Origin of the sequence: Psychrobacter aquaticus CMS 56, assembly GCF_000471625.1 — a bacterium.
Classification (GTDB): Bacteria; Pseudomonadota; Gammaproteobacteria; order Pseudomonadales; family Moraxellaceae; genus Psychrobacter; species Psychrobacter aquaticus.
Window position 1 is genome coordinate 360,362 of sequence record NZ_AUSW01000034.1, and the last position, 15,461, is coordinate 375,822.

General features: G+C 44.1%; 11 protein-coding genes and 1 other RNA gene. 7 read left to right on the top strand and 5 right to left on the bottom strand.

The annotated features are described in order from the left end of the window. Positions 1-5: 5 nt before the first annotated feature. Positions 6-364, bottom strand: a transfer-messenger RNA (tmRNA) gene (gene ssrA, locus M917_RS14055). Positions 365-449: 85 nt separating this feature from the next. Further along, positions 450-1,121: an alpha/beta hydrolase gene (locus M917_RS11155; RefSeq protein WP_021814955.1), complete on the bottom strand. Its 672-nt coding sequence runs from the start codon at positions 1,119-1,121 to the stop codon at positions 450-452. 165 nt (positions 1,122-1,286) lie between these two features. Between M917_RS11155 and M917_RS11160 the strand changes: the two genes are divergently transcribed. The 4 genes from M917_RS11160 to M917_RS11175 all read left to right on the top strand — a co-directional run bounded on the left by M917_RS11160 (position 1,287) and on the right by M917_RS11175 (position 5,939). Next, positions 1,287-2,642, top strand: coding sequence for a glycerophosphodiester phosphodiesterase family protein (locus tag M917_RS11160; protein WP_021814956.1), 1,356 nt, complete (start codon positions 1,287-1,289; stop codon positions 2,640-2,642). Between the two features lie 337 nt (positions 2,643-2,979). After that, positions 2,980-3,771, top strand: coding sequence for a response regulator (locus M917_RS11165; RefSeq protein ID WP_021814957.1), 792 nt, complete (start codon positions 2,980-2,982; stop codon positions 3,769-3,771). Positions 3,772-3,807: 36 nt separating this feature from the next. Continuing rightward, entirely contained in the window at positions 3,808-5,562 is a 1,755-nt protein-coding gene (gene creC, locus M917_RS11170) for a two-component system sensor histidine kinase CreC (RefSeq protein ID WP_021814958.1), read from the top strand. A 176-nt stretch (positions 5,563-5,738) separates the two neighbouring features. After that, positions 5,739-5,939, top strand: a complete 201-nt coding sequence (locus M917_RS11175) for a hypothetical protein (protein ID WP_021814959.1) — start codon at positions 5,739-5,741, stop codon at positions 5,937-5,939. Positions 5,940-6,075: 136 nt separating this feature from the next. Here the strand turns inward: M917_RS11175 and aroC are convergent, their stop codons facing one another. Both aroC and prmB read right to left on the bottom strand, forming a co-directional pair. Continuing rightward, positions 6,076-7,179, bottom strand: coding sequence for a chorismate synthase (aroC, locus tag M917_RS11180; protein WP_021814960.1), 1,104 nt, complete (start codon positions 7,177-7,179; stop codon positions 6,076-6,078). A gap of 98 nt (positions 7,180-7,277) precedes the next feature. Continuing rightward, the gene (gene prmB, locus M917_RS11185; RefSeq protein WP_021814961.1) at positions 7,278-8,453 is read right to left on the bottom strand and encodes a 50S ribosomal protein L3 N(5)-glutamine methyltransferase; all 1,176 of its coding nucleotides are present in this window, start codon (positions 8,451-8,453) and stop codon (positions 7,278-7,280) included. Between the two features lie 380 nt (positions 8,454-8,833). Here prmB and M917_RS11190 point away from each other — a divergent pair, with 380 nt between their 5' ends. Further along, on the top strand, positions 8,834-10,240 hold the full coding sequence (locus M917_RS11190) for a L,D-transpeptidase family protein (RefSeq protein WP_040642640.1): 1,407 nt from the start codon (positions 8,834-8,836) through the stop codon (positions 10,238-10,240). 101 nt (positions 10,241-10,341) lie between these two features. Here M917_RS11190 and M917_RS11195 read toward each other — a convergent pair whose 3' ends face one another. Further along, complete coding sequence (locus M917_RS11195) at positions 10,342-10,554, bottom strand: hypothetical protein (RefSeq protein ID WP_021814963.1); 213 nt, start codon at positions 10,552-10,554, stop codon at positions 10,342-10,344. 288 nt (positions 10,555-10,842) lie between these two features. On the opposite strand from M917_RS11195, the gene M917_RS11200 reads away from it, so the two are divergent. Both M917_RS11200 and alaS read left to right on the top strand, forming a co-directional pair. After that, positions 10,843-12,519: a TIGR00341 family protein gene (locus tag M917_RS11200; RefSeq protein WP_021814964.1), complete on the top strand. Its 1,677-nt coding sequence runs from the start codon at positions 10,843-10,845 to the stop codon at positions 12,517-12,519. A 167-nt stretch (positions 12,520-12,686) separates the two neighbouring features. Beyond that, positions 12,687-15,359 carry an alanine--tRNA ligase gene (gene alaS, locus M917_RS11205; protein WP_021814965.1) on the top strand — a complete coding sequence of 891 codons (2,673 nt, stop codon included), beginning with the start codon at positions 12,687-12,689 and terminating at the stop codon, positions 15,357-15,359. Positions 15,360-15,461: the final 102 nt, after the last annotated feature.

Consider the following 15,461-nt stretch of genomic DNA (forward strand, 5'->3'; position numbering starts at 1 on the left):
ATATTTGGTGGAGATGGCGGGAGTTGAACCCGCGTCCGCCAGCATTACGCTCATGAATCTACATGTTTAGTTTCTGTCTTTGATTTTAGTCTGCACCGATCCGACAGTCAGGATGGATTAGCCGATTCTCTACTTTTGAACCCAAGCGATTGAGACAATCCCTTGTGGCGAGCCTACATGCGGACGCTTCAACTTAGTTGACCAACTGTAGGTGATCAGCAACCAAGTAAACAGGGTTTAAGCTGCTAGAGCGTAAGTTTCGTCGTTTGCGACTATAACAATATATGTTTGATTAACGAGAGGACATACACTCTCGACATGCATCATTGAGTTTCATCACCAGCGTCGAAGCCAGAACATCCCCAATAAGGTCGATTATTATATAGTATATATAGAGCAGTTTTCAACCTGTATGACAACAGTATTACATTACGTTACAGGTCAATCTTTTAAGCCAAGACAGTATTTAGCCATTTACCAATATTTTGAATCTGCGGCATGCAAACCTGATGTGCCATCGGGTACGTATGATAAACCACATTATAGCCTTTAGCGGACAACAATTGCTGGGCTTGCTCTCCTAAAATTATAGGAACCATTGGGTCATGAGACCCATGCTCAATCAGAATCGGCATGTCTTTATTGGCAGCGTTATAGTCGATAGTGTCATTGGTCGCCAAATACGTAGAGAGTGTCATTAAACCCGCCAAACGCTCTGGGTAGCCCAATGCGACATGGTATGCCACTGCCCCGCCCTGTGAGAATCCTGCAATCACAATATGCTCAGGAGCGACGCCGCGTTCCATTTCACGACGAATCAAAGCATGTATTTGCTGAGAAGACTCCTCGATCTGAGCGGTATCGATTTTACGCTCGAGGCTCATCTCAAAGATATCGTACCATGCAGGCATCAGCATGCCACCATTCACGGTTACTGCACGCTTAGGGGCATGCGGGAAGACAAAACGTACGGCCATGTCATCGGCCAAGCCTAGCTGCGGCACCACTGGCTCAAAATCATGACCGCTCGCACCCAAGCCATGAAGCCAAATCACAGCACGATCAATATTTTTTTGTGCAGGATTGTGTTCGGTAATAACGCAGTCTAAATAGTCACTCATATTTTATCCTTAATGGTTATTAATATTTTAAAAGTAAATAAAGTCAAAAATGCAACGTCTCTTGAGTTGTCATCATTTCTTAAACATCCTTTGATACTTTAAGTGCTGTACTACGGATGGTCAGACCCTACTTCTTATTTTGCCCTTTGCTTGAGGACAGTTTACATGACAATATTACATAATTCAGTGGTGACGCGTCATCAAGGCGCTTGTAAAAGCCGCCCGACAAAAAAACTTCTTTTACCGCTCATGCTTGCCAGTAGTGTTCTGTTAATAGCGTGTGAAGAAGATAACGACATCGTAACCACCGTACCACCTGTCACGCCGCCAATCACTGAACCGGTTCAGTCTATGGTTTATACTTATGGGCTTCGTCCATTCTATTTGGTCAATGACATGGATGAGGGCGCGCTCAAAGACGAGCTTTTAGCTTGCGGTACTCAGCAGCCCAGCAAAACAGACTTTTCTATTGCGCATCGCGGTGCGCCCTTGCAGTTCCCTGAACATACCTATGATGGCTATGTTGCTTCAGCTCAGATGGGAGCAGGCATATTAGAATGTGATGTAGCATTTACCAAAGATGGTGAACTGGTTTGCCGTCACGCACAGAATGATTTGCATACCACGACTAATATTGTAGCAACCCCGCTTGCCAGTCAGTGTACGGTACCACCTATGATAGACACCAATGGTGGTCTTACCAATGCATCAAACATTGAATGTCGAACCTCAGACATCAGTTTAAATGATTTTCAGAGCCTAAAGGGAAAAATGGATGCCGCCAACACTCAGGCTACAACCATTAGCGACTATATGAATGCCACCGCACCGTGGCGAACAGACTTGTATTCGCAAAATGGAAAACTATTGACATTAAAAGAACACATTGCACTTGCCAGCAGTTTGGGTATGAAGCATACCCCTGAGCTAAAAGCCCCTGTTGTATCCATGCCTTTTAATGGCTATAGCTTAGACAATTATCGTCAACAGCTGATTGATACCTATAAGGCAGCGGGTGTTGCCCCTAGCGATGTATATCCACAATCGTTTAATATCGAAGATGTCGACTATTGGCTGCGTAACGAGCCAAGCTTTGGCGCCAATGCGGTTTATTTAATTGATGATAGTAATGAAACGGCAGCGGGCGCCTCTTTTGATAAAAATGACCCGACCACATGGAAGCACTCTTTAGCCGATATTAAAGCACGAGGCATCAATATCATTGCCCCAGCCTCTTGGTTACTGGTCACTAGCGATGGCAATGGCAATTTGTCACCTTCTGAATTTGCCATACAAGCCAAAGCCAATGGACTGGAGATCCTCACATGGTCGCTTGAGCGGTCAGGCCCCCTAGCAAATGGCGGCGGCTGGTACTATAACGGCCTGAATGATGCGATCAATAATGATGGCGATATGATGACCTTTATCGACGTACTGGCACAAGATGTTGGTGTCAAAGGCATCTTCTCAGACTGGCCAGCAACCGTCAGTTATTATGCCAACTGCAAAGGCTTAACCTAGCCTAGCCTAGCAATTATACCCGTAAGATACATGCTCCACCGAAAATACAGTGTATTACCTTAACCAAAAGACCGTCTTAGCACATCTAAGACGGTCTTTTTTAATGCTGCGTTTGACAAGCCATCACTTTATAGCCAGCTTCTATTGGTTAGTGACAACGGACAGCAAGACAATGTGCTGCTAAGCGACCTTATACGTTGAATATTCAGACAATTTACCTATTTTCATCCCCCTGTTTTTTTTCATCAATTTTTCATCTTATTGGTAATCGCCATTTATCAGTTGAATTATAAACTATGCTAGGATGATCACATACTTTAGTCACAGTGCGTTTATTATGAGTACCTGCCCGCATATTTTATTAGTAGAAGACGATCCTGCTATCGCGATGTCGCTTAAAGTGACTTGCAAGCGTGAAGGTTGGGATATCACATGGCTGGATAATGCAAGCAGCGTACTACCAATGCTACATAGTCCTGAAGCACACGATCTATCAGCCATCATTTTGGATGTTGGGTTGCCTGACGGTGACGGTTTGAGCTTGTGCCAACAAATACGCCATACCACTGATATCGATGCTTTGAAAGACATTCCTATCGTATTTTTAACAGCTCGCAGTGAGGAAGTTGATCGTATTTTAGGTTTAGAGATGGGCGGTGATGATTATTGTGCCAAGCCTTTTAGTCCCCGAGAATTGGTCGCTCGTCTAAAAGCCATTTGGCGACGTGAGCAATTACTTTCTCACCCGTCAGTTATTCATACCACATCGACTGACAATACCGTTAATGAGACGTTTTCTAATAACATGTCCGGTCAGGCTCTAACGTTTGACTGTCAATGTGGCATTTGGCATTACCAACCACTGAACTATTCATTGATATGGCAAGGACAAAAGCTTGAGCTTAGTAATACAGAGCGCAAGATTTTATTGACCTTATTACAAACACCCAATCAAGTCTTTAGCCGTGAACAACTCCTGCATGCGGTGAGCGACTATCCAGATCATCGCCTAGCGCGAACGATAGACAGTCATATCAAGTCAATTCGTAAACAGTTGGCGACGGTCGACGCTAGCATTGATGTCATTCATACACATCGTGGCCTAGGATATGCGTTATGCCCAGCTTAATATGGTTATATCATAAATTCAAACCGCTTCTAAAATATGAATAATAAAGCGGGTGATAACGCTCAAACCAATCAAAGCAACTGGTATGCAAAACTGCATCCCATTGGCACCGCGCAGCAAACTACTAAACCCAAACGATTGCTGAATCTGAGTATTTTTTTTAGGATTTGGTTGGCGGTCGCTTTAGTCTTGATCATTTGCGGTTTGGTCGTGTTTACTCAACTATTTGGTTATGTTAAGCCAACCGCGCAGCAAGTTATTGAAGATACATTACTGGATACCAGTAAATTTCTCGCGGCAAATTTGCAGTTACCATTGTCCTCAGGGCAGCTATACGATGATGCTTATCAAGCAAAGCTCGATACTGCCTTTATCAGCGCGCCAGCGACTCATAAAACCATCAAAACTAAATATAAAAACAAAAGCCATAGTAGTTTTCGAGTGTATGTGACAGATGATAAAGGAGTCGTCATTTACGACTCACTGCCCGCGCCTGATAATGACGAAGGGCAAAATTATAGTCGATGGAATGATGTGTATTTGACCTTGAATGGTCAGTACGGCGCAAGAAGTACAACGCGAGATTATGGTCAGCGTGATAATACGATAATGTATGTGGCACAGCCCATAAAAAGTGAAACAGGCGAGCTGATAGGTGTCGTCAGCGTTGGTAAGCCAGTCGCTAGTGTGCTGCCATATTTGGACAAAACACGCGAGCGCATGTTTATTACTGCTCTACTCATCAGTATCGCCGCGCTTATTTTAGCAGGATTGGTAGCATGGTGGCTCAAACAAAGCATCACCTTAGTGACCCAATATACCAGCGCACTGGCAGAAGACACGAAGAAACCGTATTTTTATTTAGGCCATGAACTCAATAGCCTGACTGATACGATTGAATCTATGAAACACCAATTAGAAAATCGAGCCTATGTCACAGATTATGTCCATACCCTCACTCATGAACTTAAAAGCCCACTCACGGCGATTCGCGCCAGCAGTGAGCTATTAGAGGATGAAGAGCTGGATAAAGATGATCGGCAGATGCTTATCCAAACCATTGGCGAACAAAGCATCAAAATGCAGCAGCTGATTGACCGTCTACTATTGCTCGCCAAAATCGAGCAACCAACCTTTAAACTTAATCGACAATTGACGTCATTATTACCAATACTGCACAGTCTAACAAAGGACAATACCGCTAAGTTACAACAGCAGCATCTACCGCCTATTACAATATATATTGATGATAAATGCTTGACTGAAACCACGCCTTTATCACCAGAGATTTTGGCAAGTACCAGCGTTTTTGCTGACCAGTTTTGGTTGGTGCAAGTGCTGCAAAATGTACTAGACAACGCCATTTATTTTGCCGAAAATACAGTCGTTATTTACCTCCACAGCACCGCACGAACCGTCACCATCGATATCTTCAATGATGGCAAGTTGTTGCCTGACTATGCGGTTGATAAAGCCTTTGATCGTTATTTTAGCTTATCGCATCAGAGTCAGCCTACTCATCATTTAACAAGCCATTCAGCAAATTACTCAACAACTGATGCATCCAATAAAAACTCAGTACCACGCTTTGAATCAAACCCTCCGAACGCTTCTCACAGCACCATCAAAAAAGGTACTGGCCTTGGCTTAACCTTGGTGAAGCAAGTGATCGAACATCATGGTGGTCAAGTCGCTATTAATAACGTCATCGAAAATAATGATAATCGTGTCGCTATTCATCAGCTTTCTGGCGTGATGGTCAGTATCACTCTGCCTTTAGCTAAAAAGTAAAGGCTTTGCAGAAGGTCTATCTTATCCCGTTTTAATACACCCTTTTATTATCTCTTAAAAACTTCTTCTTAATGACAATTCATTAATTTTCCATCATTGCTACACGTACTTTCTATCTCTTTATTTTACGATAGCGTTATTTATCTTCGTAATCTAAATTAAAGGTAGACAAAGCAATGCAAAATCTTACTCAGCAAAATCAAATCATAGAAAATTATTTAGGTCATAATCGTTATTACTGCCTACTGACTTTATCGCGTGCAGGGATTGATAGTATTGCTTTTGGACATTGGCTTGCTATTCCCAGCCAGCAGCTACTCTTGGTGTTTCGACATCAGCAATGCGTGGCGATTGATAGGTATCAGCTGGCGGCTTAAGACTTTTATCAGTAAACCAATTGCACTTCATAAACGCTATCAACTAGCTTTTAACTCCCCACAAAAAAGCCCTTTTTCATTTCTAATAATAATTCATTAGAAATGAAAAAGGGCTAATATGTTTAAAACGAGCTGGCTACATAATAGCCTGTACTGGGGGCTGAACATCAGCATTTTGGCCGCGATGGCGCAGATAATGATCGAGCAATACGATCGCTAACATGGCTTCAGCAATGGGCGTGGCACGTACACCAACACAAGGGTCGTGGCGACCTTTAGTCAGCATATCGACCGACGCGCCCTGAGTATTGATACTTTTGCCAGCCGTGGTAATACTAGACGTGGGCTTCAGTGCAATACTGACACGAATATCCTGACCCGACGAGATACCGCCCAATATACCACCAGCGTGATTGGCCGTGAAGCCGTCTGGGGTCATCTCGTCACGAGAGCTGTGCCCGAACTGTCCTGCGACATCCATGCCGTCGCCAATCTCAACCCCTTTTACTGCATTGATACTCATCATGGCATGAGCAATATCGGCATCTAAACGATCAAAAACAGGCTCACCAAGCCCGACTGGTACACCACTGGCGATAATCTCAAGGCGAGCACCGCAGCTCGTACCTTCGCGGCGAAGATTGTCGATTAATGTCTCGAAGCGACCAACGGCTTCTTTATCCGCACAAAAAAACGGATTGCTATTCACAAATGCCCAATCAATTTGACTTGGCTCTAGGACGTTACTGTATTCATTACCAATTTGGGTCACATGACCACGAATTTGTACACCCAAGCGCTCTTGTAGATACTTTTTAGCAATAGCACCCGCCGCCACCCGCATGGCTGTCTCACGTGCTGATGAACGACCACCACCACGATAGTCGCGAAAACCATACTTCATACTATAAGTATAATCAGCATGACCCGGACGAAACGTGTCTTTGATTTCGCTATAGTCTTTGGATTTTTGATTGGTATTACGAATCAACAAACCAATAGAGGTCCCTGTCGTTTTGCCTTCAAACACGCCAGAGATAATCTCAACTTCATCAGACTCACGGCGCTGAGTTGAATACTTAGATGTCCCCGGTTTGCGGCGATCCAAATCTACTTGTAAATCCTCTTCAGACAGTGCTAATCCTGATGGCACGCCATCAACGATGGCCATCAAACCTGCACCGTGTGACTCGCCGCAAGTGGTAACCGTAAAAACCTGTCCAATACTATTGCCTGCCATAACTATCCTTAAACAAGTAAACGCGACTGCTGCTTATTTGACCAACTGCCTGTGATTTTTACTGGTCATTACCAACTCATATAACTATGTATATATGGCTACTGAATACCATCCAACTGCTGTACAAAAGCAGCAAATAATTGACGACTAGCTATTAATTCATCATAGGTAATCGCAAAAACACCATGTCCGCCGTGAGCAAATTTTAGCCAATCAAACTGGATTTCAGGATAGGCTTGTTTTAATGCCCATTCACTATCGCCCACTTCACAGACCAGCAATCCCTCTGGACTCAAATAGTCTGGTGCTTCAAACAAAATACGATGAACCAAATCCAAGCCATCTTGACCCGCTGCTAGTGCATGTTCAGGCTCGTATAAAAACTCAGGTGGCAGCTCTGCCATGATGGCCGCATCGACATATGGCGGATTGGTAACGATAAGCTCATACTGATTTTCAGCAGGAATTTTAGCAAATAGATCGGACTCAATCACATTCACTTGATGACCAAGGTCGTGGTGATCGACATTGACCATTGCCACCTCTAACGCGCCTTTATCAATATCAGCTGCATCGACCAGTGCATCGACGAAACGCGTCGCAAGGGCAATAGCAATACAGCCTGAGCCAGTACATAAATCTAAAATGCGTTCAGGCTGCGACAATTGCTTAACGTCTAAACCGTGATCGTAAAATGCCGCGGTTTGTTCATTGACACCTACCCCAAGCGGTTTGGCCAGCTCACTGACTTCAAAATACGGATGGAACTGCTGACGTATTAACTCTGCGATAGGTGAACGCGGGATTAAAACACGCTCATCAACATAAAAAGGCAAATCACAGAAGTACGACAAGTTAATTAAGTAGCTTAGCGGCTTACGCTCAGCGATACGCTCTTCTAACAAGCTCAGCACCAACTGCTTCTCTGAGGTGGTCAAGCGGCAGTCAAGAATCTGCTCATTCGCTGACCAATCTAAAGAGAGTGAGTGCAAAACAATCGCTGCTGCTTCAGCAAACTCATCCGTAGTGCCTTGGGCAACGACCACATCATAGTTACGCAACTGCGTGACCGAAAAACGAATGAAGTCACGAATACTAACCAGCTGCTCGCGTGCTTCTTCCATCTCTGCATGCAAGTTGGCAAATTGATCGTCCTCACCGAGAAGCCCAGTCTCCAAATCGTACTCCAAATCGCCTTCGAGAGCCGGAGAGCCATCTTCATTGAAGTATTGATTTTGAAACTCTTCTGCGCTCATTGTTTGGTCTTCTGACATATCGCACCTTACTGATTGCAGTGTCACTGACTAAATAGTCAATGACTACATGCGAGTGGGTTAAATCGCTTTTTGAGAAAAGCTGATCTACTAAATAAAATTTTGGTCATACATTATAGACACAAACGCTAAGTAGCGCCAATATTTGCACTCATACTGATATTTTGTATTTATGAAAATAGCGCGAATAATGAGAATGCTTTGCAATAAACAAGCACAATTCAATACCTACCCTCGCTATCTTATTGCCCAATTGTAGTGAATACGTCAACGGTTGACGTTTAGCAAGCCTTAAATGAAAAAAGATGTGTCTAAAGTTTGCGAAGCTACCAAATTATGCGCATAATAGCCGCATTAGTAGCAACCACAAGTGACTCAATATTATGAAAATAAAGCCTATTATTACTGCTATCTCTCTCGCTGTCGTCAGTGCTAGCGTTAGCGCGTTTGCCGCCCCCGCTGACAATACTCGCTCGTTGCCAGTACGCACAGCTGACGCCATGCCTGGTATCGCAAAGAAAGTCAGCCTCGACGTACAAGAAGATCGTAGTCGCTCAATTAATAGCGCTGCTGCTGTTGCCGTAAAACCAAATGCGAACAACTCCAAGCCAGTAGATCGCATGAACCAACTTATTGATTCAAAGCAAAACGCTACGCCGAACGCTGCTGCTGCCGACAACATGAGTGCAGCAGAACTGACGCTAAAAGATGAGCAGTCTGACAGCACCGATGATATTAGTGAAGGTCAAGCCGTGGCCGCGCCTAGCGACGTCTCATCTATTGACTCAACTGATCCACTCGCCTTTGAATTGCCTGACAGTGAAAAACGCCAAGACTTCAGCGATGATCCTACCATCAAAAATATTGAAGACAAAGATGGCAAAAGATATACCACGCTAAACCTGTCAAACTATGCCAAACAAGTCAATGAGGCGGTTTGGTCACCTAACATGAAAGTCAATTCAGCGATGACCATTAAAATGCAGGCATTGCTCGATTGGAATCATGCTTCTCCAGGTCCTATCGATGGTGGCTGGGGTATGAACAGCAAAAAAGCCCTTATCAACTTCCAAACCATGAAGGGTTTGCCAGCGACTGGCAAAATGGATCAAAAAACATGGGATGCATTGATCAAAAATATCCCTGCTAATAAACCAGTATTGGTCACTTATACGATCACTGAAGATGACATCAATACCAACTTTGCGACCACGCCTGCTACCTCAGAAGCAAAGTCAAAGATGAAAGGCCTGTATTATCAAGATATCAAAGAAATGCTGGGTGAACGTTTCCATATGGATGTACGCTATTTAGACAAGCTAAACACAAACAAAGCATACAAAGCTGGCGAGACCGTCACTGTTCTTAATACCCGTGGCCCGCTTAATCAGCGTATCAATCGCGTCGTTGCCAATAAAGCAGAAAAAACACTGTACGCCTACAATGGTAATAAATTGGTTGCCACTTATCCAACCACGATTGGTAGTGATGCCACACCTTCCCCACAAGGTACTTTTAAAATTATTAATAAAGTAAAAATGCCTTGGTATAAAGCAACAGTCGGTGAAGGTGCCCAGAAAAAAATCCATATGCTACCACCAGGGCCAAACAATCCTGTCGGCGTGGTATGGATGGGCTTATCTAAACCTTCTTATGGACTACATGGCTCACCAAAGCCTGAAGGCATCAGTCGCCAAGCATCAGCAGGTTGTGTACGTTTGACCAACTGGGATGTGCTAGAGGTTTATGCCAATATCGAAAATGGCGCGACCGTTGAGCTGCAATAAATAGTTATAAATGATGAATAAAAAGACCTTGATATCAAGGTCTTTTTTTATGGTCAGAATAAGGCGTGTTGGTCTAAAAGCTCGAAGTTTTACCAGCAATATTAAGCGCCGTAGCCTTCTTCGTTCCCAGTAATATTGCCTAGTTTTTTGCTGAAATACCAGCTGATAGGCAAACTCAACAGCAAGCCCGTGGCGATAACGATTCGAATATGGACAATTTCATTGAACCCTGTCACCAAAGCGGTAACCATAAGTACACCAATAACGACTGTTAATGCAATGGTAAAAACTACAGAAAATAATGGCCAGTTCATTACCTAATCCTTACTTTTATTGTGGATATAGTATCTTTATACACTAAACCCACAATAAAATTAAGTGTTTCTTTTGAACCTTGTGGCCACTGATATTCAATGGTTCTCAGAAAAAACCTTGTTACTATTAAGGTTTTTATCGCAAGCACTGCATTGTTTTAAATATTACTTTTTGACCACCTCTATTCACCTATTTCTCTTTTCGTAAATCGCAAAAAACTCATATATTTTTATCTGTTTATCATTACAATAATGACTTTCTGTTCTCTTTTAAGAAAGTTTTCTATTATGACCTCATCCGAAAAAAGCGCTGCGCCTGACTCATCGAATCTACAAAACTCGTCAACTTCTACTGATCGTTTGGATAATCAAGATACTTTACCTAGTACAGTGGCTGATGCTGCGGTGATAGATGATCCTGAGATGGTGGAAGATAAAGACTTGGCATGTACTCAGGATTCTGAAGCCAATATAGTGATAGAGTCGATCAGCGAAGATGTAGCAGTAGCAACACTAGAACCATCTGAGTCTGAGTCAACCTCTGAAGAGTCCGTTGCTATAAAGTCAGAATCAGATTTTTTTCAAGTGGAGGCTGTGAATGCCGCAGAAACAAGTTCTGCCAATTCACCTGAAACGGAAACGGCTCTTGAAACAGAAGATAGTCACCCTATTGACGAGCAAAATACGTCAATAGAGCAAGCGGATAAATCTTCAGCCAATCGGCGAAAAGCAAACGACAACGCCAAAAATAAAAATACAACTCAAGTCAATCACATACCGACTGCTAGCCAAGACGAAAATACTGATGTTAAAGATATTGACGTCACAGATAATGCAGAGCCGCTAAGTGACAAAGAGGAAGAAGTCAAAGAAGAAAAAGAAGCCAAGCTTGAATCTTATAAGCAATTTGTAGCAGAGCAATTCAGCAAACAAAAAGTCGATTACCCTGAAGTACGTGTCAGGATTGAGGCCAATGCGCTGCCGACCAGAATGTACTTTGTGATGAATGCGCTATCCGCTATCATCGCCAGTTACGGCTTAATTACCAATTCTGCCGCTGTAGTCATTGGGGCAATGTTGGTGGCTATGATGCTAGGCCCTATCACAGGGGTAGCACTCGCGGTCATTGATTATCGTATGCCGTTACTGCGCAAGTCATTGTTTGCTGTTGCCGCTGGTGTATTACTAGTAATCCTCGTCGGCTTTATCATTGGCTTATTGCATAGCACTCAGCCGCTGACAGCAGAGATATTGTCTCGTACTCAGCCAACCTCTATGGATTTAATGATCGCTTTAGCGGGCGGGACAGCAGGTGCTTACGCGATGGTGTCTCCGCATCTGTCTGTTGCGGTGGTCGGTGTGGCGGTAGCAACGGCATTGGTGCCGCCCTTAGCGGCCAGCGGTATATTGTTCGCTCATGGCGAATTGACACTGGGATTTGGGGCGGCTCTGTTGGCATTGACAAACATCATTGCCATCCAATTTACCAATGCATTAGTGCTATGGCTATTGGGTTTTCGGCGCTTAGTAGATGACGATTATAAATCAAATACCTATCTGACTTTTTTGCAGCGTAACGCGGTGACGCTATTGCTACTAGGTGGGCTTGGTACATATCTGACCATCAATCTACAAGCCAACGCCAAGCAACAGGCGTTTGAAAATAATGTCAAAGAAACCATCAACAACTACTTTATCGATAAAGGCAATGTACTGACCAATACTCAATTCGACACTATAGACGACAATCAGGTAGTACGTGCTGTCATTCGTGGTGAAACAACGCCCAGCTCATCTGATGTGCGTCAAATCGAATCAACCATTACCCAAGATATGAAAGAAAATTTCCCCGATTATTTACCGATCAAATTGCAATTACGCTACTTGCCAGTACAAGTGATTGAATCCCATCCATTGATACAAGATAAGCTTGATGAAACCGATGCGGCAATTTTGACCAATTAACCAATATGCTAACCGACACTTTTTAGTATATGAACCTGCTGATCTTATCCGCAGAATAACCCAGCAGTTGTAACTCTTGTATCAAGAGCTTGGGCGTTTGTGCTAAAATCGCTTGCAAAATTATTTTACTTAATATACTCAATTCTATCCGTCAGTAAGGAGCCGCTATGAGCCAGCCATTTCGCTCAGCCGATATTCGCCAAGCCTTTATCGATTTTTTTATAAGCAAGCAGCACACCCCAGTGCCATCGTCTAGCCTGATTCCACATAATGACCCGACCTTGCTATTTACCAATGCCGGTATGAATCAGTTTAAAGAGACTTTTTTGGGTATGGAGCCACGTGATTATACGCGTGCCGTCACTTCGCAAAAATGCGTACGAGCTGGTGGCAAACATAATGATTTGGACAATGTGGGCTACACAGCACGTCATCATACGTTTTTTGAAATGCTCGGTAATTTCTCGTTTGGCGATTATTTTAAACAAGCAGGTATTGAGTATATCTGGGAGTTTTTGACTTCTAGCGATTGGCTTGCCATTGATAAAGACCGCCTATACGTGACTATTTACGAAACCGATGATGAAGCGTTTGAGATTTGGAATAAAAACATTGGTATTCCAAGCGAGCGTATCATTCGTATTGGCGATAATAAAGGGGCACCTTACGCGTCAGATAACTTTTGGACGATGGGTGATACTGGCCCTTGCGGCCCTTGTACCGAAGTCTTTTATGACCATGGCGCAGATATCGAAGGCGGCTTGCCGGGTACACCTGAAGAAGATGGTGACCGTTATATTGAGATTTGGAATTGCGTATTCATGCAATTCAATCGTCAAAAAGACGGTACGCTATTGCCACTCCCTGCGCCAAGCGTTGATACAGGTATGGGGCTTGAGCGTATTAGTGCGATTATGCAAGGCGTTCATGGTAACTATGAGATCGATTTATTCACTCACTTAATGAATGCAGCGGCTGAGATTTTAGAGATTAACAATGAACAACAATCGTCACTAAAAGTCATTGCTGATCATATCCGTGCCGTGGCATTTTTGATTGCTGATGGCGTTACCCCAAGTAACGAAGGCCGTGGTTATGTATTGCGCCGTGTGATTCGTCGTGCCGTTCGTCACGGCAATAAACTTGGCGCAGACAGTGATTTCTTTTATAAAATGGTCGCGCCACTGGTTGCTGAAATGGGCACAGCCTATCCAGAACTAGCAAGCAAGCAAAGCGTCATAGAAAACGCTATTCAAAAAGAAGAAGCGCAGTTTGCCAAGACATTGGCACAAGGGTTGCGTTTGCTTGCCAGCGAACTTGAAGGCCTGCAAGATGGTGACACCCTATCTGGAGAAGCAGCATTTAAGCTTTATGATACTTATGGTTTCCCGATTGATTTGACCGCTGATATCACGCGTGAACGCGGTATTGCGATTGATGAAGCTGAGTTCGATGAGCATATGCAAGCGCAACGTGAGCGTGCTCGCGATGCTGGCAAATTCGATGTCGATTATAGCAGCGTTATCCAAGTAGAGACGCCAACGACATTTATTGGTTATGAACAACTAGAAGAAGATGGCGTTACTGTAAATGCACTTTATCAAGACGGCAATGCAACCGACAGCTTAACCGAAGGAACAGAAGGTGTTGTCGTACTTGACCGTACACCTTTCTATGCCGAAGGTGGTGGTCAGGTTGGTGAGCTGGGCGAAATTCGCACCGCGACAGGCGTCTTTGAAGTTCAAGACACCAAAAAATCGGGGCAGGCCATTATTCATTATGGTGTGGTCACTATGGGTGACATTAATGTCAAACAAACGGCAGATGCTCAGGTACTCTCTAGTATCCGTGCGGCCAGTGCCAAAAACCACTCTGCCACTCACCTATTGCATGCAGCATTAAGGGAAGTATTGGGCGAGGAAGTCACGCAAAAAGGCTCACTGGTCTCAAGCGATGTCCTGCGTTTTGATTTCTCGTATGACAAGCCAGTTAGCGCTGCTGAGATTATGCGGGTAGAGCGCCTAGTCAATGAGCAAATTCAGGCCAATACGCCTGCTCGCATTGAAAACATGTCTATCGATGAAGCCATGAACCAAGGTGCCATGGCGCTATTTGGCGAAAAGTACGGCAGTGACGTTCGCGTTCTCACCATGGGTACAGATAGCATTGTAGACGGTCAGCGCAAACCGTTTTCTATCGAGCTATGTGGTGGTTTGCATGTACAGCGCACGGGTGATATTGGCATCCTCAAAATTACCAGCGAATCAGGTATCGCCGCTGGCATTCGCCGTATCGAAGCCGTTACTGGCATGAATGCGATTAAAAACATTCAACAAAGCGAACAACAACTGAGCGAGCTTGCCAGTCAGCTAAAAGTGAAGCGTCCTGAAGTGGCGCAGCGTGTACGTACCATGGCTGATAAGCAGCGTGACCTAGAAAAACAATTAGAGCGTTTACAGCAAAAAATAGCCAGCGCACAAGCGGCGAATTTGCTTGATGATGTTCAGACCATCGCTGGCACACCAGTTCTTATCAGCACCTTAAACGGTATCGATGGCAAATCCATTCGTACACTGATGGACGACATCAAATCTAAACTGCCCGATAGCATCATTGTCCTGATTGGCGATAAAGACGAGCAGTTGGCACTGGCAGCCAGTGTGGCAAAATCTCTCACTGCTAAAGTAAAAGCGGGTGATATTATTCGCCATTTGGCCAGTGAGCTTGGCGGTAAAGGCGGCGGTAAACCTGACTATGCGCAAGGCGGCGCGCCAAAGTCTAGTGACAGCTCGGCGGTTATTAATGCGCTACCTACTTGGATTGAAACCCAAATCGGCTAAGCGTTTAAGCAGAGTGCACTTCTGTTCTACGTACGCAAGATACGCGATTGGTTATAGCTATTATAACCAATCGCCATATATCTAAGCCGCATGCGCACTTAA